This window comes from Sphingobacterium lumbrici (assembly GCF_006476045.1).
Classification (GTDB): domain Bacteria; phylum Bacteroidota; class Bacteroidia; order Sphingobacteriales; family Sphingobacteriaceae; genus Sphingobacterium; species Sphingobacterium lumbrici.
Window position 1 is genome coordinate 367,109 of sequence record NZ_SRZY01000011.1, and the last position, 13,013, is coordinate 380,121.

The following is a 13,013-nucleotide window of genomic DNA, read 5'->3' on the forward strand; positions in this document are numbered from 1 at the left end:
GGAAAAAACACACAAAGAGATGTCAAGAATTGGAAAAGCGCCTATCGCTATCCCCTCGGGAGTATCGATATCTGTATCAGATAAGAATCTGGTAACAGTGAAAGGCCCTAAAGGTGAATTAACACAACAAGTAGACAGCGACATTACAGTAAAAGAAGAAGATGGTAACATCGTAGTAAGTCGTCCTACTGAACAAAAAAAGCACAAAGCATTACACGGGTTATACCGCGCATTAATCAATAATATGGTTGTGGGTGTAACAGAAGGTTACAAAACTACGCAAGAGTTAGTCGGTGTAGGTTACCGTGCTTCAAACACTGGTAATACATTAGAGTTAACATTAGGTTTCTCTCACCAGATTGTTTTTGTATTGCCACAGGAAATTAAAATTACAACAACTGCTGATAAAGGTAAAAACCCTACTATCACTTTAGAGTCTATTGACAAGCAATTAATTGGTCAAATAGCAGCTAAGATCCGCAGCTTCCGTAAACCAGAGCCGTACAAAGGTAAAGGTGTGAAGTTTGCAGGTGAAGTATTGAGAAGAAAAGCAGGTAAATCAGCTAAAAAATAATAACCATGGCAGGAAGTAAGACAAATCGCAGAGAGCGAATTAAAAAAGGAATAAGAAAGAACCTGACTGGATCAGTTGAACGTCCACGTTTATCAGTTTTTAGAAGTAACAAAGGTATCTACGCTCAAATTATCGATGATACAACTGGAAAAACTTTAGTATCTGCTTCTAGCAGTTCAAAGGATTTTGCAGCTTCAGGTAATAAAGTTGAGCAATCTAAAGCAGTGGGTAAATTAGTAGCAGAGAAAGCTGTCGCAGCAGGTATTAGCAAAGTAGTTTTTGACCGTAATGGGTACTTATACCATGGCCGTATTAAATCATTGGCTGAAGGTGCTCGCGAAGGCGGTTTAGACTTTTAATCAATATAGAAATGGCATTAAGCAACATAAAAAGAGTAAAATCAAGCGAAATTGAATTAAAAGATCGCTTAGTAAGCATCCAACGCGTAGCAAAGGTGACTAAAGGTGGTCGTACGTTTAGTTTCTCCGCTATCGTAGTTGTTGGTGACGAAAATGGTATCGTGGGATATGGTCTAGGTAAGGCAAAAGAGGTTACAGAAGCGATTACTAAAGGTATCGATGATGCTAAAAAGAACTTAGTTAAAGTTCCTATCATCAATGGTACTGTTCCTCATGAGCAATACGGTAAGTACTCTGGAGGATCTGTATTGATTAAACCAGCTGTACACGGTACAGGAGTATTAGCCGGCGGCGCGATGCGTGCGGTATTGGAATCAGCCGGTATCAAAGACGTATTAGCTAAATCATTAGGATCATCGAACCCACACAACGTAGTGAAAGCAACGGTTGACGCTTTAGCCAGTATGCGTGATGCGTATACAGTGGCTCAACATCGTGGAGTCGATTTAAACAAAGTATTTAACGGTTAATTATCATGGCAAAAATCAAAATCACCCAGATAAAGAGCGTTATCGACAGAAGCGAGCGCCAAAAGAAAACTATTGAGGCATTAGGTTTGAGAAAATTGAACCACTCAGTAGAAGTTGAAGCTACACCGGCTATTATCGGTATGGTACGTAAAGTAAACCATTTAGTAGCTGTAGAAACTATCTAAAATATACTATGGAAAGGGTACTTGTATCCTTTCCATTAGTTGTTAATAATCAAATTGTTAATCGTTGTGTCCTGTTTAGTGAGAGCGAAGGCACAGCATAATCTTAGTTTAGAATGAACTTAAGTAATTTAAGACCAGCAGCTGGTTCAACAAAAAGCAAAAAGCGTATTGGTCGTGGTCAAGGTTCTGGCCGTGGAGGTACGTCAACACGCGGTCACAAAGGAGCAGGTTCTCGTTCTGGTAACAGTACAAAAATCGGTTTCGAAGGTGGTCAAATGCCTTTACAACGTCGTGTGCCTAAATTTGGTTTCAAGAACATCAACCGTGTAGAATACAATGGAGTTAATTTAGATGTATTGCAAGGTCTTGTTGAGAAATTCAATTTAACAACTATTGATTTTGACACATTAAAAGTTCATGGCTTAGTTTCTAAAAATGATTTAGTAAAAGTATTAGGCCGTGGCGAATTTACTGCTAAAGTAGAAGTTAAAGCACATGCATTTTCAGCTTCTGCACAAAAAGCTATTGAAGCTGCAGGTGGTTCTATCGTTAAACTTTAATACATGAAGAAACTAATCACAACCTTAACCAATATATGGAAGATCGAAGATCTACGTAAGCGTATTTTAAATACGTTGCTTTTTCTTCTCATCTATCGTGTTGGATGTCACGTGGTGTTGCCGGGTGTTAATCCAGATGCGTTAGTTACTGGGCAAAAAGAAGGCCTTCTAGGTCTATTGGATATGTTTGCCGGGGGATCATTCTCTCGTTCAGCTATCTTTGCTCTAGGTGTAATGCCTTATATTTCTGCATCTATCGTTGTACAGTTATTGGGGATTGCAGTTCCTGCTTTTCAAAAAATGCAAAAGGAAGGTGAGTCTGGTCGTAAAAAAATGACGCAGATTACACGTTACCTTACATTGGCTATTACCTTGGTACAAGCGATAGCTTATGTGAGAACACAAATTGAGCCAGCAGCTAAAACAATTGCTGATCCAATGTTCACTATTCTTTCTGCAATAGTTTTGACCGCAGGTACGTTGTTTGTGATGTGGTTGGGTGAGAAAATCACTGATAAAGGTATCGGTAATGGTATTTCGTTAATCATTATGGCGGGTATTATTGCGCAGCTTCCGGCAGGACTTACCGCAGAGTGGGCTTCGCGTATGGCACCTAGTGGTGGCGGTATTATTCCGTTATTGTTAGAATTTATTGCATTATTCTTTGTCGTTATTTTTACTATTTTGGTAGTACAAGGCGTACGTAAGATTCCTGTGCAGTACGCTAAGAAGATTGTTGGTAACAAACAAGTAGGCGGTGTACGTCAGTATATTCCGTTGAAAGTGAATGCGGCGGGGGTAATGCCTATTATCTTTGCGCAGGCAATTATGTTTTTGCCTATGTCTTTATCACAGTTTTTTCCAAATATTCAATCGGATTTCTTAACGTCTTTGAGTAACTATACTTCGGTAACGTATAATGTAACCTTCGCAATCTTGATTATTGCATTTACATTCTTCTACACTGCTATCATGGTTAACCCTCAACAGATGTCTGAGGATATGAAGAAAAATGGTGGATTTATTCCAGGAATTAAGCCGGGATTTGATACGAATCTATTTATAGATAATGTTATTTCTCGTATTACATTTCCAGGGGCATTCTTTTTGGCAATCATTGCCATTCTGCCAGCGATAGCCAGTTTATTTGGTGTGAATAATCAATTTGCGCACTTTTACGGAGGCACGTCATTATTGATTTTAGTAGGGGTAGTTTTGGATACATTGCAGCAAATTGAAAGTCATTTATTGATGCGTCATTACGATGGATTAATGAAGACTGGCCGAGTGAAAGGCCGTTCAGCAGCTGCTGTAGAAGGATATGATCAATCGGCTATTTAATCTTTGATGTCGAAGGTAATTTATAAAACAGAAGAAGAGATTGAGCAAGTGCGAGAGTCTGCAAATGTACTCTCGCATTTACTTGCTGAGATTGCCAAAGAAATGAAGCCAGGTATTACTACCCTGTCTCTTGACAAATTGGCGCATGATTATATTCATGATCACGGAGGCACACCGGCATTCTTGAATTATCACGGATTTCCATATTCTTTATGTATTTCTGTAAATGATCAGGTGGTGCATGGTTTTCCAAGTGAATATGTGATAAGAGATGGTGATTTGATTTCAGTGGATGGGGGTGTCAATCTGAACGGATTCATTAGTGATTCGGCTTATACGTTCGGTATAGGTGAGATTTCATCAGAAGCTCAGCAGTTGTTAGATGTTACAAAGGATGCTTTGTACAAGGGCGTAGAGCAAGCTGTCGCAGGTAAGCGCGTAGGTGACATTTCTTCTGCAATTCAAGAATATGTTCAGCCGTATAATTTCGGTATTGTTCGTGAGTTAGTAGGACATGGTGTGGGCCTTCATTTGCATGAGAAGCCCGAAGTGCCGAACTATGGAAAACGAGGTTCAGGTCCTAAGTTAGAACCAGGTTTGGTAATTTGTATCGAGCCGATGATTAATGCCGGCAAGGCTGGAGTTAAGTTCTGGGATGATGGATGGACTGTAAGTACACAGGATGGTAAGTTATCTGCTCACTTCGAACAAATGGTTGCAATACGTAAAGGTCAGCCTGATGTATTGTTGTCGTTTGAGCATGTTGAGGAAGTTTTGAATAAAAAGTAATTGGTTTTCAATATTTTTTATTTATCTTTGCACTCCTGTTTGTGCAGGCTGTTAACAACGTAAATAAGTAATTGATATATGGCTAAACAAGCCTCAATAGAACAAGACGGTATAATTAGAGAGGCACTTTCTAATGCAATGTTCCGTGTAGAATTAGAAAATGGACACGAGATTATTGCTCACATTTCTGGTAAAATGCGCATGCACTATATCAAGATTTTACCTGGGGACAAGGTAAAGTTGGAAATGTCTCCCTATGATCTGACTAAAGGAAGAATAACTTATCGTTATAAATAAGGTTTTGCTCTAATAGAGCTTAAATAATTAGTAAAATGAAAGTAAGAGCATCAGTAAAAAAACGCAGTGCGGATTGTAAAATCATCCGTCGTAAAGGAAAGATTTTTGTGATCAACAAAAAGAACCCTAAATTTAAACAACGTCAGGGATAATTTATTAACAAAATCGCTTAAAATAGTATATGGCAAGGATATCAGGTATAGATTTACCTAAAAACAAAAGAGGTGTGATTGGCCTTACTTATATCTTCGGTATTGGTCGCAACACTGCTGCTTATATCTTAGATAAGGCAGGTATCAGTCAAGACGTAAAAGTATCAGAGTGGAATGATGATCAATTATCCGCTATTCGTACAATCATCAATGATGAGATCAAAGTAGAAGGTGCTTTACGTTCAGAAGTTCAATTGAACATCAAACGTTTGATGGATATTGGTTGTTACCGTGGCTTACGTCACCGTAAACATTTACCAGTTCGTGGTCAACGTACGAAGAACAATACGCGTACACGTAAAGGTAAACGTAAAACAGTTGCAAACAAGAAAAAAGCTACTAAATAATTAAGAAATGGCTAAAACTAAAAAAGCTACCAAAAAGCGTATCGTAGTTATCGAGCCTGTTGGTCAAGCTCATATCAACGCTACGTTTAACAACATTATTATTACTTTAACAAACAATTCAGGTCAGACAATTTCATGGTCTAGTGCTGGTAAAATGGGCTTCAGAGGTTCTAAAAAGAATACTCCGTATGCAGCATCTCAAGCGGCTAATGACTGTGGTAAAGTTGCTCACGATTTGGGTTTACGTAAGGTAGAGGTATTCGTTAAAGGCCCAGGTGCAGGACGTGAGTCGGCAATCCGTACATTACAAACTGTAGGTATCGATGTAACTATCATTAAAGATATTACTCCACTTCCTCACAACGGTTGTCGTCCTCCAAAACGCAGAAGAGTTTAATAAAATTATTGTTTAAGATAAGCTTCGTCAGTTATAGACTGATAGATACTTCAAACAGAAAAAAGAAATGGCAAGATATACAGGACCTAAGTCCAAAATCGCGCGTAAATTTAGAGAGCCAATTTTTGGCCCGGATAAAGCGTTAGAAAAAAAGAATTATCCTCCCGGTCAACACGGACCGTCAAAGAGAAGAGGTAAACAATCTGAATACGCTATTCAGTTGTTAGAAAAGCAAAAAGCAAAATATACCTATGGGGTATTGGAGCGTCAATTTGCTAACCTATTTGCAAAGGCATCAGCAAAACAAGGTATCACAGGTGAGAACTTCTTGAAATTATTAGAAGCTCGTTTAGATAACGTGGTATACCGTTTAGGAATTGCTCCTACTCGTGCTGCTGCTCGTCAATTAGTTTCACACAAGCACATCAATGTTAACGGTAATTTAGTTAACATCCCATCATATAGCTTACGTCCAGGTGATGTAATCTCTGTTCGCGAACGTTCACAATCTTTAGAAGCTATCAGTACATCTGTAGCAGGAAGAGCAATCAATAAATTTGGTTGGTTGGAGTGGAACGTAAGCGATTTGACAGGTACATTTGTTACTTTCCCAGAAAGAGCTGATATTCCTGAAAATATTAAAGAGAACTTAATCGTAGAGTTATACTCTAAATAATAACTGATAGATATATGCATAATCTGAAATTTGGATTATGCATATTCTATTAAGATATACTTATTGTTATAAAAAAATATTAAAAGAATATAAATGGCAATTTTAGCATTTCAAAGACCGGATAAAGTAATCATGCAAAAATCAACAGATTTTGATGGTACTTTCGAATTTCGTCCATTAGAGCCAGGTTTTGGTGTAACTATTGGTAATGCTTTGCGCCGTATTTTATTGTCCTCACTAGAAGGATATGCAATTACGTCGATAAGGTTTTCTGGCGTTTCGCACGAATTCTCTACGATCAAAGGTGTAGTGGAAGACGTAACCGAAATCATCTTAAACTTAAAACAAGTACGTTTTCAGAAATCAGGTGAACAAGGAGATAGTGAGAAAATCTTTGTAGTTATCAATGGTCAAGATCAGTTCAAAGCTGGCGATATCACTAAGTTTTCTAACAATTTTACAGTGTTAAATCCAGATTTAGTTATTTGCAACATGGAAACTTCAGTTACGCTTGAAGTTGAATTGTCAGTTTCTAAAGGACGTGGTTATGTGAATGCTGAAGAAAATAAAGTAACTGATGGTCCTGTAGGTGTGATCGCTATCGATTCGATCTATACTCCGATCAAGAATGTGAAATATACCATTGAAAACTACCGTGTAGAGCAAAAAACTGACTACGAGAAATTGTTGTTAGATATTTCTACTGATGGTTCTATTCACCCTGAAGAAGCTTTGAAAGAAGCTGCTCGTATCTTAATCCAACACTTTATGTTATTCTCTGACGAAAATATGTTGTTAGAGTCTCAAACTAAAGAAGAAACTAAGGTAGTAGACGAGGAAATTTTACATATGCGTAAAATCTTGAAAACTGAATTAGTTGATTTAGATCTTTCAGTACGTGCATTGAACTGTCTAAAAGCGGCTGATATTCGTACTTTAGCAGAGTTAGTAACTTATGACGTAGCGGATATGTTGAAGTTCCGTAACTTTGGTAAAAAATCATTAAGCGAAATTCAGGAATTGGTTAAATCGAAAGGTTTATCATTCGGAATGAACTTGTCTAAGTACAAATTAGACGAAGAATAATTAATTAAATAATAAGCGACCTGATGCATAATTCCTCTTTGTAGTATTGAGTATAGCGTATTAAGTAGAGAGATTTTTACTTTTTACTTTTTACTTTTTACTTTTTACTTTGAATAAGAACGGTATGCACAAAAAACAAAACTAAAATGAGACACGGAAAAAAAGTAAATCACTTAGGCCGCACTGACAGTCACCGTAAGGCGATGTTAGCTAATATGGCGACTTCATTAATCAAACATAAGCGTATCACGACTACGTTAGCAAAAGCGAAAGCTTTGCGTCAATATGTTGAGCCATTGATTACAAAATCTAAGAACGACACGACTCACTCTCGTCGTACGGTATTCGCATACTTAAAAGACAAAGACGCGGTTACAATCTTGTTCCGCGAAATTTCGGAAAAAGTAGCTACTCGTCCAGGTGGTTATACACGTATTATTAAATTGGAAAACCGTTTAGGTGATAACGCGGAAATGGCGTTCGTTGAATTGGTTGACTACAATGAAGTATACGGTGCTACTGCTAAAACTGAGAAAAAATCTACACGACGTCGCGGTTCTTCTAAAAAGAAAGCTGTTGAAAGTGCTGAAGCTCCAGTAGAAGCTGTTGAAGAAGTGAAAGCTGAAGAAGCAGCTGAAACAACTGAAGAAACTTCTGCTACAGAGGAGAAAAAGGATTAGTCTTTTTTTTCTATGAGAAAAAAGCCTATCATCACTGATGATAGGCTTTTTTTGTTATTGATGAGCTATTTAAGCTTTGTCTTACTTATATTTGTAATCGGCTATACAGGCCTTTTATATTTTTATTCATGAACTTATTTAACGTTTATCCAATAAATCCAATCAATATTGTTAAAGCTTCAGGTTCTACCGTTTGGGATGCAGAAGGTAATGAGTATTTAGATTTATATGGTGGCCACGCTGTTATTTCCATCGGTCACACCCATCCATATTATGTGGAATCATTGACAAATCAATTAAGTAAAATTGGTTTTTATTCCAACTCTGTAGAGATCCCGATTCAACAACGCTTAGCGGAACAATTGGGCGAGGTGTCCGGCAAAGAAGATTATACGTTGTTTTTATGTAATTCAGGAGCTGAAGCAAATGAAAATGCCTTAAAATTAGCCTCTTTTCATAACGGCCGTAAAAAAATTATAGCTTTTAGTAAATCATTCCATGGCCGTACATCTTTGGCTGTAGCTGTTACGGATAATCCGAATATAGTGGCCGCTGTAAATCAGACGGATAACGTAGTATTCTTGCCCTTTAATGATGAAGAAGCGTTGTCAAATGTGTTTGCAGATTGTGGAGAGGAGATATGTGCAGTTATTATTGAAGGTATTCAGGGTGTAGGAGGTATTCGCGAAGCGTCCATTCCGTTTCTAAAGCTAATTCGTTCATTGTGTGATCAGTACGGATCAGTTTTTATTGCGGATTCGGTACAGTGTGGATATGGTCGTACAGGAGATTTTTATTCTCATGATTACGCTGGAATTTATGCTGATATTTATTCAATGGCCAAAGGAATGGGTAATGGGTTTCCGATAGGAGGGATCGCTATTGCACCAAAATTTAAAGCGTCTTTTGGTTTATTGGGTACTACATTCGGAGGTAATCATTTAGCTTGTGCTGCAGCTCTTGCTGTTTTGGAGATTATTAAACAGGATAACCTGTTGCAAAATGCAGCTCAGGTAGGATCGTATTTGATTGGGGAATTAGAGAAGTTTGATAAGGTGATGGACGTTCGTGGTAGAGGGTTAATGATCGGTATTGATCTTCCAGAGGAACTTTCTACAGTAAAGAAGGATTTATTGTTAAAGAATAGAATTTTTACAGGTGAGGCAAAACCTAATGTGATACGCATATTGCCTGCACTCAATATTACAAAAGAGATTGCCGATAGATTTTTGACCGCTTTGGATGAGCGTTTAAAGGCATAGATTAAAAGGTTTAGTTTTTTACCGAGTTAAGGAGCTCATCGAAGATAAATTTTAAATATGAAGAAGTTTTTTTCAGTAACTGATGTAGATAATTTAGATCGTATAGTAAAAGAGGCACTTGAATTAAAGGCCAATCCATATATAAATGAAACATTAGGAAAATATAAAACCTTAGGTCTAGTATTCTTAAATCCAAGTTTGCGTACACGTCTTAGTACACAGAAAGCGGCTACGAATCTAGGTATGTCTGTGATGGTAATGAATATGGATAAAGATGGTTGGGCATTGGAAACGCAGGACGGAGTGGTGATGAATGGTTCGACAGTGGAGCATATTCGTGAAGCGGCGGCTGTTATGGGCGAATATTGTGATATTTTAGGTTTGCGTTCTTTTCCTTCTTTAAAAGACAAAGAAGCAGACTATAATGAAGATTTGTTCAATAAATTCATCAAATTTTGTGGAGTTCCGGTAATTTCCTTAGAAAGTGCTACACGGCATCCGTTGCAGAGTCTGACAGACCTAATTACCATTACTGAACATAAAAAATCAATCAAACCAAAAGTGGTTTTAGCTTGGGCGCCACATGTGAAAGCATTACCACAGGCGGTTCCAAACTCTTTCGCAGAGTGGATGTGTAAGGCACAAGCGGAAAATCTGGTAGAATTCACGATAGCCCATCCGGCAGGTTATGAGTTAAATGAAGAATTTACTAAGGGAGCCACTATTACATCGAATCTGAAAGAAGCATTGGCTGATGCGGATTTTGTATACGTAAAGAATTGGTCTTCTTATAAAGAATATGGTGAAGTTTATCCAGTGGATGAAAACTGGATGATGGACAACGAAAAGTTGGAATTAACAAATGATGCTAAAATAATGCATTGTCTTCCGGTAAGACGTGATCTGGAACTTTCTTCTGAAATATTGGATGGACCTAATTCTTTGGTTATTAAAGAGGCAAGTAATCGGGTGTGGGCAGCGCAGGTAGTTTTGAAGCGTATATTAGAAGATTTAAAATAAAACTATTGAATAATAGATGTCAAATAGCACACTACATATAATAAAGATTGGCGGAAATATAATTGACGATAGCGGTCAATTAGCGGTTTTTCTTGAGAAATTTGCAGCTATTCCGGGAAAAAAAATATTGGTGCACGGAGGAGGTAAAATCGCTACACGTTTAGCTTCCGACTTGGGGCTTGAAGCAAAGATGGTAGACGGTCGCCGTATCACGGATGAAAAGATGTTGGACGTAGTGACAATGGTATATGCAGGACTTACGAGTAAGAATATTGTCGCAACATTGCAAAAATATAACTGTGACGCATTGGGATTAAGTGGTGCAGATGCTAATGTGATCAAAGCAATTAGGCGTCCGGTGAAGGACATCGATTACGGCTTTGCTGGAGATATTTTAGCGGATTCGGTGAATACGTTGTCTATTAAAAAATTTCTGGATGCTGGATTTACCCCAGTATTCTCGGCTATTACACATAATGGGAATGGACAATTATTAAATACAAATGCAGATACGATAGCCTCATCGTTAGCGTTAGCTCTTTCTGAGTTGTATGAAACGTCATTGATTTATTGTTTTGAGAAGAATGGTGTACTGACCGATATTAGAGATGAAGATTCTGTAATTGAAAGTATTAACTTCGAAAGTTTTGAAAAGTTGAAATCTCAGGGAGTTATTAACGAGGGAATGATTCCAAAGTTGGACAATGCGTTTAATGCAATTAGTAAAGGCGTTAAAAATGTTTATATTGGCAACGCTTTAAATTTGCACTTATTTCAGCAAGGTAAATTTGGTACCTGCTTAGCGATAAAATAATCAAACTAAACCGTATGCGAAAAATAACCATAATTGGATCGGGTAATATTGGATTGGCACTAGCCAAAGGCTTAGTGAAATCTAAAGAATATCAAGCGAATAATATTACGCTGACAAGGCGTACCCTGCAGTCTCTTCAAGAAGAGAAGGAATTGGGGTTTGATGTAAGTGCAAATAATCAAGAAGCTATACAAGGGGCCGAAGTGATTGTATTAGCCATTTTACCCCAGCAGATTCGTAAAGTAATGGAAGAAATTCTTCCTGCATTATCACCCCGTCAAATTGTAGTTTCTGTTGTATCGGGAGTTTCTTGTGCTAATATCAAAGAAGTGTTAGGATTAGATACGGTGGTAGTGCGTGCAATGCCCAATACTGCGATAGCTATTGGCCAATCAATGACTTGTATTGCAACAGATACTGCCGCTTCAGAGGAAGTGGCCGTGGTAGAAAGACTATTTGAAACGGTCGGTTCTGTAGTTGTGATCAACGAAGATTTGATGACATCTGCTACCGCATTATGTGCATGTGGAATAGCTTTTTTCTTGCGTAGTATTCGCGCGGCATCACAAGGAGGGGTAGAGATAGGTTTCCATGCACATGATGCATTGAAAATGGCAATACAGACCGCTAAAGGAGCAGCAGATTTGTTGTTGCAAACGAATAGCCATCCGGAAAGTGAAATCGATAAGGTCACATCACCTAAAGGATGTACTATTGCTGGGTTGAACGAAATGGAGCACAATGGATTTAGTTCTGCTTTTATAAAAGGAATCAAATTCTCCGCTAAGCAAGCTGGAGGTTTATATAATGACTAGTATTGCCCAACTAACTGAAGGTAGCATTAATTTGCTTCGACAACTGATTTCTATACCCTCATTTAGTAGAGATGAAGAGGGGACTGCGTCTGTGATTGGACAATATTTAACCAATCGGGGTGTAAAAATACATCGCGTGGGTAATAATGTAATCGCTTACAATCAATATTTTGATAAAGACAAACCCACGTTGTTGTTAAATTCGCACCATGATACCGTCAAACCTAATCCGGGTTACACCAAAAATCCTTTCGAAGCGTCGATAGAAACAGGTAAATTGTATGGATTGGGGAGTAATGATGCCGGAGGGTGTTTGGTATCCTTGATTGCCACATTTTTATATTATTATTCCCGAAGTGACCTAAAATATAATATTTGTTTAATCGCTTCAGCAGAGGAAGAGGTGTCTGGAAAAGGCGGTATCGAAGAAGCTTATAAACATGTTGTTTCCTGTGCATTTGCGATAGTAGGCGAGCCTACGCTTTTGGATTTAGCAGTGGCTGAGAAGGGATTGATGGTGTTGGATTGTATTGCTCATGGCGAATCCGGGCATGCTGCCCGTGAGGAAGGTGTGAATGCAATATATAATGCCCTAGAAGACATTCATTGGTTTAAAAACTATCAATTTGAAAAGACATCATCGTATTTAGGACCAGTAAAAATGTCTGTAACGATGATCAGCGCCGGTTCACAGCATAATGTTGTTCCTGCTTCTTGCTCGTTTGTGGTGGATGTACGCACAACGGACGTATATTCCAATGAGGAAGTTTTAAATATCATTCAGTCACAGGTGCAATCGAAAGTAATAGCACGTTCTATACGTCTAAATCCTTCAACGATAGATCTGCAACATCCTGTTGTCCTTTCGGGTATAAAATTAGGCAAAAAGACTTATGGAAGTCCCACAATGAGTGATCAGGCTTTGTTGCCTATACCATCGTTAAAAGTAGGTCCGGGAGATTCGGCGCGTTCGCATACGGCCGATGAGTTTATATATCTCGATGAGATTGAAGAGGGGATAAGGTTCTATATAGATCTTTTAAGGGATGTTTTATAATATTAGAAATAC

The 13,013-nt window shown here is 38.1% G+C and carries 19 protein-coding genes; all 19 read left to right on the plus strand.

Annotation, left to right across the window (positions count from 1 at the left end; translation table 11 throughout):
* The first annotated feature begins 19 nt into the window (after nt 1-19).
* Nucleotides 20-574: a 50S ribosomal protein L6 gene (gene rplF / locus E4F24_RS03735; protein ID WP_140937325.1), complete on the plus strand. Its 555-nt coding sequence runs from the start codon at nt 20-22 to the stop codon at nt 572-574.
* Between the two features lie 5 nt (nt 575-579).
* A complete protein-coding gene (rplR, locus tag E4F24_RS03740) occupies nt 580-933 on the plus strand; it encodes a 50S ribosomal protein L18 (RefSeq protein ID WP_136900221.1) in 354 nt (117 codons plus the stop codon).
* Nucleotides 934-944: 11 nt separating this feature from the next.
* Nucleotides 945-1,463: a 30S ribosomal protein S5 gene (gene rpsE / locus E4F24_RS03745; protein ID WP_140937326.1), complete on the plus strand. Its 519-nt coding sequence runs from the start codon at nt 945-947 to the stop codon at nt 1,461-1,463.
* 5 nt (nt 1,464-1,468) lie between these two features.
* Nucleotides 1,469-1,648 (plus strand): 50S ribosomal protein L30, encoded by a 180-nt coding sequence (rpmD, locus tag E4F24_RS03750; protein ID WP_136819176.1) that lies wholly within the window; start codon nt 1,469-1,471, stop codon nt 1,646-1,648.
* Nucleotides 1,649-1,761: 113 nt separating this feature from the next.
* Nucleotides 1,762-2,208: a 50S ribosomal protein L15 gene (gene rplO, locus E4F24_RS03755; protein ID WP_136900218.1), complete on the plus strand. Its 447-nt coding sequence runs from the start codon at nt 1,762-1,764 to the stop codon at nt 2,206-2,208.
* Nucleotides 2,209-2,211: 3 nt separating this feature from the next.
* Nucleotides 2,212-3,549 (plus strand): preprotein translocase subunit SecY, encoded by a 1,338-nt coding sequence (gene secY, locus E4F24_RS03760; RefSeq protein ID WP_140937327.1) that lies wholly within the window; start codon nt 2,212-2,214, stop codon nt 3,547-3,549.
* A gap of 6 nt (nt 3,550-3,555) precedes the next feature.
* Entirely contained in the window at nt 3,556-4,338 is a 783-nt protein-coding gene (gene map, locus E4F24_RS03765) for a type I methionyl aminopeptidase (RefSeq protein WP_140937328.1), read from the plus strand.
* 78 nt (nt 4,339-4,416) lie between these two features.
* Nucleotides 4,417-4,635 (plus strand): translation initiation factor IF-1, encoded by a 219-nt coding sequence (gene infA / locus E4F24_RS03770; protein WP_002997456.1) that lies wholly within the window; start codon nt 4,417-4,419, stop codon nt 4,633-4,635.
* A gap of 35 nt (nt 4,636-4,670) precedes the next feature.
* Nucleotides 4,671-4,787 carry a type B 50S ribosomal protein L36 gene (gene ykgO, locus E4F24_RS03775; protein WP_021071232.1) on the plus strand — a complete coding sequence of 39 codons (117 nt, stop codon included), beginning with the start codon at nt 4,671-4,673 and terminating at the stop codon, nt 4,785-4,787.
* Nucleotides 4,788-4,816: 29 nt separating this feature from the next.
* Entirely contained in the window at nt 4,817-5,194 is a 378-nt protein-coding gene (rpsM, locus tag E4F24_RS03780; RefSeq protein WP_140937329.1) for a 30S ribosomal protein S13, read from the plus strand.
* Nucleotides 5,195-5,201: 7 nt separating this feature from the next.
* Nucleotides 5,202-5,591, plus strand: a complete 390-nt coding sequence (gene rpsK / locus E4F24_RS03785; protein ID WP_136900215.1) for a 30S ribosomal protein S11 — start codon at nt 5,202-5,204, stop codon at nt 5,589-5,591.
* Nucleotides 5,592-5,658: 67 nt separating this feature from the next.
* Nucleotides 5,659-6,267 carry a 30S ribosomal protein S4 gene (gene rpsD / locus E4F24_RS03790; RefSeq protein WP_140937330.1) on the plus strand — a complete coding sequence of 203 codons (609 nt, stop codon included), beginning with the start codon at nt 5,659-5,661 and terminating at the stop codon, nt 6,265-6,267.
* A 93-nt stretch (nt 6,268-6,360) separates the two neighbouring features.
* A complete protein-coding gene (locus E4F24_RS03795) occupies nt 6,361-7,353 on the plus strand; it encodes a DNA-directed RNA polymerase subunit alpha (RefSeq protein WP_140937331.1) in 993 nt (330 codons plus the stop codon).
* A 146-nt stretch (nt 7,354-7,499) separates the two neighbouring features.
* On the plus strand, nt 7,500-8,033 hold the full coding sequence (gene rplQ, locus E4F24_RS03800) for a 50S ribosomal protein L17 (protein ID WP_140937332.1): 534 nt from the start codon (nt 7,500-7,502) through the stop codon (nt 8,031-8,033).
* Between the two features lie 128 nt (nt 8,034-8,161).
* Nucleotides 8,162-9,295: an aspartate aminotransferase family protein gene (locus E4F24_RS03805; RefSeq protein WP_140937333.1), complete on the plus strand. Its 1,134-nt coding sequence runs from the start codon at nt 8,162-8,164 to the stop codon at nt 9,293-9,295.
* A gap of 57 nt (nt 9,296-9,352) precedes the next feature.
* Nucleotides 9,353-10,315 carry a Rossmann-fold NAD(P)-binding domain-containing protein gene (locus tag E4F24_RS03810; protein ID WP_140937334.1) on the plus strand — a complete coding sequence of 321 codons (963 nt, stop codon included), beginning with the start codon at nt 9,353-9,355 and terminating at the stop codon, nt 10,313-10,315.
* Nucleotides 10,316-10,331: 16 nt separating this feature from the next.
* On the plus strand, nt 10,332-11,129 hold the full coding sequence (gene argB / locus E4F24_RS03815; protein ID WP_140937335.1) for an acetylglutamate kinase: 798 nt from the start codon (nt 10,332-10,334) through the stop codon (nt 11,127-11,129).
* Nucleotides 11,130-11,143: 14 nt separating this feature from the next.
* Nucleotides 11,144-11,944, plus strand: a complete 801-nt coding sequence (proC, locus tag E4F24_RS03820; protein ID WP_140937336.1) for a pyrroline-5-carboxylate reductase — start codon at nt 11,144-11,146, stop codon at nt 11,942-11,944.
* Entirely contained in the window at nt 11,937-13,001 is a 1,065-nt protein-coding gene (locus tag E4F24_RS03825) for a M20 family metallo-hydrolase (RefSeq protein ID WP_140937337.1), read from the plus strand. The genes proC and E4F24_RS03825 overlap by 8 nt, the downstream gene beginning before the upstream one ends.
* Nucleotides 13,002-13,013 lie beyond the last annotated feature (12 nt).

What these genes read in the sequence shown, in the direction of transcription:
- rplF (WP_140937325.1), top strand. Translation starts at nt 20, where the DNA reads ATGTCAAGAATTGGAAAAGCGCCTATCGCTATCCCCTCGGGAGTATCG.
- rplR (WP_136900221.1), top strand. Translation starts at nt 580, where the DNA reads ATGGCAGGAAGTAAGACAAATCGCAGAGAGCGAATTAAAAAAGGAATA.
- rpsE (WP_140937326.1), top strand. Translation starts at nt 945, where the DNA reads ATGGCATTAAGCAACATAAAAAGAGTAAAATCAAGCGAAATTGAATTA.
- rpmD (WP_136819176.1), top strand. Translation starts at nt 1,469, where the DNA reads ATGGCAAAAATCAAAATCACCCAGATAAAGAGCGTTATCGACAGAAGC.
- rplO (WP_136900218.1), top strand. Translation starts at nt 1,762, where the DNA reads ATGAACTTAAGTAATTTAAGACCAGCAGCTGGTTCAACAAAAAGCAAA.
- secY (WP_140937327.1), top strand. Translation starts at nt 2,212, where the DNA reads ATGAAGAAACTAATCACAACCTTAACCAATATATGGAAGATCGAAGAT.
- map (WP_140937328.1), top strand. Translation starts at nt 3,556, where the DNA reads ATGTCGAAGGTAATTTATAAAACAGAAGAAGAGATTGAGCAAGTGCGA.
- infA (WP_002997456.1), top strand. Translation starts at nt 4,417, where the DNA reads ATGGCTAAACAAGCCTCAATAGAACAAGACGGTATAATTAGAGAGGCA.
- ykgO (WP_021071232.1), top strand. Translation starts at nt 4,671, where the DNA reads ATGAAAGTAAGAGCATCAGTAAAAAAACGCAGTGCGGATTGTAAAATC.
- rpsM (WP_140937329.1), top strand. Translation starts at nt 4,817, where the DNA reads ATGGCAAGGATATCAGGTATAGATTTACCTAAAAACAAAAGAGGTGTG.
- rpsK (WP_136900215.1), top strand. Translation starts at nt 5,202, where the DNA reads ATGGCTAAAACTAAAAAAGCTACCAAAAAGCGTATCGTAGTTATCGAG.
- rpsD (WP_140937330.1), top strand. Translation starts at nt 5,659, where the DNA reads ATGGCAAGATATACAGGACCTAAGTCCAAAATCGCGCGTAAATTTAGA.
- E4F24_RS03795 (WP_140937331.1), top strand. Translation starts at nt 6,361, where the DNA reads ATGGCAATTTTAGCATTTCAAAGACCGGATAAAGTAATCATGCAAAAA.
- rplQ (WP_140937332.1), top strand. Translation starts at nt 7,500, where the DNA reads ATGAGACACGGAAAAAAAGTAAATCACTTAGGCCGCACTGACAGTCAC.
- E4F24_RS03805 (WP_140937333.1), top strand. Translation starts at nt 8,162, where the DNA reads ATGAACTTATTTAACGTTTATCCAATAAATCCAATCAATATTGTTAAA.
- E4F24_RS03810 (WP_140937334.1), top strand. Translation starts at nt 9,353, where the DNA reads ATGAAGAAGTTTTTTTCAGTAACTGATGTAGATAATTTAGATCGTATA.
- argB (WP_140937335.1), top strand. Translation starts at nt 10,332, where the DNA reads ATGTCAAATAGCACACTACATATAATAAAGATTGGCGGAAATATAATT.
- proC (WP_140937336.1), top strand. Translation starts at nt 11,144, where the DNA reads ATGCGAAAAATAACCATAATTGGATCGGGTAATATTGGATTGGCACTA.
- E4F24_RS03825 (WP_140937337.1), top strand. Translation starts at nt 11,937, where the DNA reads ATGACTAGTATTGCCCAACTAACTGAAGGTAGCATTAATTTGCTTCGA.